Here is a 6512-nt window from a genome sequence, read left to right as displayed (position 1 = left end):
TAGAGATAGCTTCAAAGACTTACCTATCGCTATATGCTACACGTGCATTAACGACAAAGCATAATGCTCAATTATCATGCGGCCGTGTACAAACGCCAACGCTTGCAATGATTGCTGCGCGAGAAGAGGAAATTAAGAAGTTTGAGCCGAAACCGTATTATGGAATTACAGCAATGGCAGAGCCTAAGTTAAAACTAGTTTGGCAAGATGCTAAAACGAATGATTTCCGTACATTTGACCGAGAAAAGGCGAATCAACTTGTCGCACGTTTGCGAAACGAACAGGCAGAAGTTGTCGAAGTGAAAAAAACGCATAAAAAGAACTTTGCCCCGCAGATCTATGATTTAACAGAACTGCAAAGAGAAGCGAATAAGAAATTTGGTTATTCAGCAAAAGAAACATTATCGATTATGCAGCGTTTATATGAAAGTCATAAAGTATTAACATATCCGCGAACTGATTCACGTTTCTTATCATCTGATATTGTGGATACGTTAAAAGAAAGACTGCAAGCGGTGAGCATTAAGCCTTATGCTCCAGTCGCAGCAAAAATTTTGCGCCAGCCAATTAAAGTGAATAAATCATTTGTTGACGATAGTAAGGTTTCAGATCATCATGCGATTATTCCAACAGAGCAGACACCGCTTCCGGGAAAATTAAGTGATAAAGAATCAAAAATTTATGATCTTGTGGTGAAACGATTTTTAGCTGTTCTTCTCCCTCCTTTTGAATATGAGCAAACGACAATTAAAGCAAAAATAGCGGATGAAATCTTTGTCGCAAAAGGAAAAGTTGTGTTGAAATCTGGTTGGAAAGAAGTATATGATCATCAATTTGATGATGAAGAAACGAAGGATGATGTAGCTGAACAGTTGCTGCCTGCGCTGCAGCAAGGGGCTAAGCTAACGATTACTTCTGTGAAACAAACAGAAGGTGTAACGAAACCACCAGAACCATTTAATGAAGGAACATTGCTATCAGCGATGGAAAATCCAGCACGTTTCATGGCAGGTGAAAGTAAGGATTTAATTAAAACACTTGGTGAAACAGGCGGGATTGGAACGGTTGCTACCCGTGCAGATATCATCGAAAAGTTATTTAAAAGCTTCTTAATTGAAAAAAGAGGAAAAGGTCTTCATGTGACATCAAAAGGGAAGCAATTGCTCGAATTAGCACCTGAGGAATTGCGTTCGCCGGCACTTACCGCTCAATGGGAACAAAAATTGACGGCAATCGCTAAAGGGAAGCTGCCAAAACAGGCGTTTATTAGCGAAATGAGAACATATGCGAAAGAAATTGTTGGTGAGATTAAAGGAAGTGACAAAAAATTCAAGCATGATAATGTAACCGGCAGCAAATGTCCAGAGTGTGGAAAGCTGTTACTTGAGGTCAACGGAAAGAAAGGGAAAATGCTTGTCTGCCAAGACCGCGAGTGTGGATATCGCAAAGGGGTTTCACGTGTAACCAACGCACGCTGCCCACAATGTCATAAAAAAATGGAAATGCGGGGGCAAGGTGAAGCCCAGACGTTTACTTGTAAATGCGGCTTTCACGAGAAGTTATCGTCCTATCAAAAACGAAAAGGACAAAATAAAAATCAAAAAGTATCTAAACGTGAAGTATCGAATTATATGAAGAAACAAAATAAAGAGGAACCGCTAAACACAGCCTTGGCGGATGCGTTAGCAAAGTTAAAATTTGACGAATAGATAGAAAAAGGTGGAGCGTGTAGCTTCATCTTTTTTTAGTGCAAACGACCTACTTTTTTGATGTAATTTCCCATGATTGAAGGTCATTTAATGTTATAATGATTCGCATGTAGTATTTTTTTAGAATACTTTTGTAATAACTAACATCAAGGTGGGACTGTACATAATGAAATTTTTGAATAAATGGTTTACTGTGTCCGTTCGGCGCCAAATACTTGTTCCATTTCTAAGTTTGCTAGTAATTAGCTGTGTTCTTATTTCCTTTTTTAGCTATCGAAATGTCATTAAAGTAGCGACAAGTGAACAAACAAGGGCTACGGCGGAACAAGTTCATGCATTAAATACTTCCTTTGGACTCTTTTTTGAGCATATGGAATCAACAGTTAATCGACTTGCTGCGAAAGATGAGTTAGATGATATTTCAAAAAAACGTTCTATTATATTGAAAGAATTAGAACAAACAACAGAGCACAATCATGCAATCGGTAGCTCATACTTTGGTATTGAACAATCTGGCAAGGTACTCATCTATCCTAAGGCAGATTTAGGGGCTGATTTTGATGTACGTACAAGAACGTGGTATCAATTAGCACAGAAAAATCCAAATCAGTTGGTCTGGACAGAGCCTTATAAGGATGCACGTACGGGAGATATGATAGTCACATTAGCCAAAAGTGTGGATGATGCAGGGGTTGTAGGGATTGATATCACACTGGCGACTTTAACGGAAATGATTAACGAAACAAAATTAGGTGAATCAGGATTTGCCTTTTTACTTGATCAAAATGGATATTATATGGCCCACCCTGATGCAGCTAAAGTGACAGAGGATTTTTCAAAAGATTCACTGTATGCAGCGATGGGTGAAAAAGAAGGGTCGTTCATTGGAAACTATTATGATGAAGAGAAGTTAATTGGTTATGTGACAAATGAAACAACGGGATGGAAGATTGTTGGACTAGTAGATAAAAGCGAGATTGTTGGACGTGCCAATGTCATTCTTATACCAAACTTACTTGTACTGGGCATAATTATTTTAGTAGCTATTGCGCTTGCTAGTCTAGCTAGTCGCTTTATTACGCGGCCCATTAAGCAGCTTAGAAATACAGTAAGAAAAATGGCAGAAGGAGATTTTACCGTTAAAGTAGATGTACAACGCTCCGATGAAGTAGGGGACTTGGCCCGAAGCGTAAATACAATGAGTGAATCCGTGCATCAGGCACTTACTAGAGTAGAACAAATATCTGATCAAGTCGCTCATTCTTCAAAGGCTCTTGCCACAAGTGCAGAGGAAACTAGCGCAGCTTCTAATGAAGTAGCGGTAACAATGGAGGAAATTGCTTCAGGAGCAACGAATCAAACGGAGATTATTCAGGTGAATGAAGGGGCTATTCAACGTGTTACACGGCATATTACATCAATTGATCAATATGCACAGAAGGTAGCCGTTGATTCAAAAATGATGATCGAAGTGTCGGAAAGTGGAAGACAGACGGTACTTGAAATGAAGCAGCAGTTTGAGGAAACAACAAAAAATGCCGATACGATGAGCCAAGCTGTTCATTCATTGGATGCTCGTTCTCATGAAATTAGCAAAATTATTAATACAATTACGAATATTGCTAGTCAGACGAATTTATTGGCCTTAAATGCAGCCATTGAAGCTGCTCGGGCAGGGGAGCATGGCAGAGGCTTTGCTGTTGTAGCCGATGAAGTGAGAAAATTAGCAGAGCAGACTGATCAGTCGACAAAAGAAGTTACAAATATTATTAGTACCATGCAGGCTGATACATCTCATACTGTACATTTAATTGGTTTAACAAATACACAAATTCAACATCAAGGAAAAGCAGTAATTGAAACAGAAGAAGCCTTTTATTCGATTGCAACGATGATTCAAGAAACATTTAGTAAATTCACGCATATGACCAGTTCTTTACGAGATATGATTGTTCAATTAGAAAAGACAATGGAAAACTCCGAACAATTAATTTCCATTAGTCAAGAAACAGCGGCGGGTACAGAAGAAGTATCTGCGTCAATTGAACAAACAGCGGCTTCAATGGAGCAATTAAATCACTTAGCAAGTGATTTAGAGGACATGTCCCATCATCTTTATAATGAAATTAGAAAATTCAAGATATAAATAATCTTTGTGAGACATATGTTTATATGGAAACCAAAGATTAAAACAGCCCAAACCTTATGAATGAAAGGTTTGGGCTGTTTTTTAGCGTCCCAGATGTAACCGTCAAGCGAAAATAACAGTTTTTGCTCGTTTGAAATGAACACTTTTGCTTAAAATACATGCTGTCTATTTTTCATTCGATAGCTATCACCGTTCATATGAACAATTTCTACTCGATGTAACAGACGATCTAGAATAGCCGTTGTTATCCTTTCATCGCCCATCAATTCACTCCATTGCTCAGGACTCTTATTCGAGGTTAATATAATTGAACTTCGTTCATATAGGTGATTAATCAGCTGAAAGAATAGATTTGCTTCGCGTTGATCCATCGCCATGTACATCAAATCATCGATGATCACTAAATCAGAAGCCTGTAATCGTTTTATCTGTACCTGTGACTTATGCGCAAATTCTTGTGTTTTCAATAGCTGAATTAGTTCTCCCATCGTTATGAAATACACTTGAAACCCTCTTTGAATTGCCTCTATGCCTAGCCCTACAGCTAGAAATGTTTTTCCTACACCAGGTGGTCCTAAAAATATTAAATTATATTGCTTTTCTAACCAGCTGAATTCTAGAAGCTACGTTAATTGTCGTTCTGTTAGGGCTGTTTGTTCTTCTATATTAAAATCTTGAAGTTTTTTGATAAAAGGGAAACGAGCCCATTTCATCCGTCTCTCAATACTTTTAGCCTCTCGTTTATTTAGTTCAAATGTTGTGATTGCTTCTAAAAACTCTAAATAAGTCCAGGATGTTTTTTCAGCTTCGCGAAGGAGCTGCGGAAGCTCCTCTGCCGTTTCAGCTAATCGTAGTTGACGGAAGTGTTCTTGTAACTCTTTAACGGTTTTATTCATTGGGTACGTCCTCCTAAAATACTTGTATACGTACTAAGAGAGCGCGTCGTTACCTTAAGTTTCATGTTAGAGGTTGGCACAACCGTATTCTTTTTGGTATTCATTACAGAATTGGTGCTTGACTTCTTCAAATTCAGAATCGCTTGTGCAGTTTGTTATTCAACTGATGTTTTATCAGCATTTTCTTTCAAAAATTCTCTAAAATTATCTCCCCAATCACAAATGGAAGTTACAACGGGTTCTAGGAGTAAACCAATTTCACTTAGTTGATACTCCACTTTAGGAGGTACAACCGGGTATACAACTCTAGTAATTATTTTATCTTCTTCTAATTCCCTTAATTGTCTAATTAACATACGTTGATTGACATCGGGAAGGTATTTTTGTATTTCACTTAACCTTAATGGAGACTGTTGGAGTAAACACCATATAATCGCTATTTTCCAGCGTCCACCTATAACTGATAAAGCCAAATCTTTGCTAGTGAAAAAAGTTTTTTCTTTATGATGAATTACCATATATTACCACAACTTTCTATTGATATTTTGTTTATAGTGACAAAAACGTCAGTATTGTTCAATGAATTATAATATGTAATTATGGAAAAGTAAATTAGAAAACAAAAGAAAGAAGGGATTCATTTGAAAAGTAAAGCTGCTGTTGCATTTAAACCAGGAGAACCACTTAAAATTGTAGAGATAGATGTAGAAGAACCAAAGGCAAAAGAGGTATTAGTAAAAATACTGTATACATCAGTCTGTCATACAGATGCTTTTACATTATCAGGCGATGATCCGGAAGGCGTATTTCCTGCTGTACTAGGTCATGAAGGTGCTGGTGTTGTCGTTGCTGTAGGGGATGAAGTGACTTCAGTAAAACCAGGGGACCATGTTATTCCGCTGTACACGGCTGAATGTGGAGAATGTAAATTCTGTCGTTCTGGTAAAACAAACTTATGTAGTGCCGTACGAGAAACTCAAGGAAAAGGTTTAATGCCTGATGGAACAACTCGCTTCTCTTATAATGGAGAGCCTATTTATCATTACATGGGAACAAGTACATTTAGTGAATATACAGTCGTTCCTGAAATCTCTTTGGCAAAAATTGACCCAGAAGCGCCACTTGATAAAGTTTGTCTATTTGGATGCGGTGTTACTACAGGGATTGGGGCTGTACACAACACAGCAAAAGTGGAAGAAGGGGCTGTAACAGCCGTATTTGGTCTTGGAGCTATTGGATTAGCTGTTATTCAAGGATTGGTTCAAGCAAAAGCAAGCCGAATTATTGCTGTAGATTTAAATGAGGATAAGTTTGAATTAGCTAAAAAAATGGGAGCAACTGATTTTGTAAATCCTTCTAAATTTGATAAACCAATTCAAGAAGTCATCATTGAAATGACGGATGGAGGAGTAGATTATAGCTTCGAGTGTATTGGAAATGTTGAAGTAATGAAGTCTGCTCTTGAATGTTGTCATAAAGGTTGGGGTGAAAGTACTATTATCGGTGTAGCAGGCGCAGGTAAAGAGATTCATACTCGTCCATTCCAATTAGTAACGGGTCGGGTATGGCGTGGATCAGCCTTTGGAGGAGTTAAAGGAAGAACCCAGTTGCCAGGAATGGTTGAAGATTATATGAATGGTGAAATCGATTTAGATTCGTTTATCACACACCACTTAAACTTTAAAGACATCAATGAGGCATTTGATTTGCTTCATAAGGGAGAGTCAATCCGTACGATTTTAACATATGGAGAGTGAA

At 38.0% G+C, this 6512-nt stretch carries 4 protein-coding genes and 1 pseudogene; 3 read left to right on the top strand and 2 right to left on the bottom strand.

The features are described 5' to 3' along the window. Both topB and D1953_RS06190 read left to right on the top strand, forming a co-directional pair. A partial coding sequence (gene topB / locus D1953_RS06195) for a DNA topoisomerase III (protein ID WP_119116292.1) occupies positions 1-1709 on the top strand: 1709 nt, incomplete at its 5' end. A gap of 166 nt (positions 1710-1875) precedes the next feature. Next, entirely contained in the window at positions 1876-3855 is a 1980-nt protein-coding gene (locus tag D1953_RS06190) for a methyl-accepting chemotaxis protein (protein ID WP_119116291.1), read from the top strand. 152 nt (positions 3856-4007) lie between these two features. Here the strand turns inward: D1953_RS06190 and istB are convergent. Both istB and D1953_RS06180 read right to left on the bottom strand, forming a co-directional pair. After that, a pseudogene (gene istB, locus D1953_RS06185) lies at positions 4008-4754 on the bottom strand (IS21-like element helper ATPase IstB). Positions 4755-4909: 155 nt separating this feature from the next. Then, positions 4910-5272 carry a winged helix-turn-helix transcriptional regulator gene (locus tag D1953_RS06180; RefSeq protein WP_119116290.1) on the bottom strand — a complete coding sequence of 121 codons (363 nt, stop codon included), beginning with the start codon at positions 5270-5272 and terminating at the stop codon, positions 4910-4912. A gap of 123 nt (positions 5273-5395) precedes the next feature. On the opposite strand from D1953_RS06180, the gene D1953_RS06175 reads away from it, so the two are divergent. Continuing rightward, complete coding sequence (locus D1953_RS06175; protein WP_119116289.1) at positions 5396-6511, top strand: S-(hydroxymethyl)glutathione dehydrogenase/class III alcohol dehydrogenase; 1116 nt, start codon at positions 5396-5398, stop codon at positions 6509-6511. Position 6512 lies beyond the last annotated feature (1 nt).

The organism is Peribacillus asahii (assembly GCF_003570725.1).
GTDB classification, from domain to species: domain Bacteria; phylum Bacillota; class Bacilli; order Bacillales; family DSM-1321; genus Peribacillus; species Peribacillus asahii.
The sequence above is the reverse complement of the archived record's forward strand: the minus strand, read 5'-3'. Positions and strand labels throughout refer to the sequence as shown.

Bases quoted from the DNA above. Each gene is read 5' to 3' on its own strand.
- D1953_RS06180 (WP_119116290.1), bottom strand. From the start codon at position 5,272: ATGGTAATTCATCATAAAGAAAAAACTTTTTTCACTAGCAAAGATTTG.
- D1953_RS06190 (WP_119116291.1), top strand. From the start codon at position 1,876: ATGAAATTTTTGAATAAATGGTTTACTGTGTCCGTTCGGCGCCAAATA.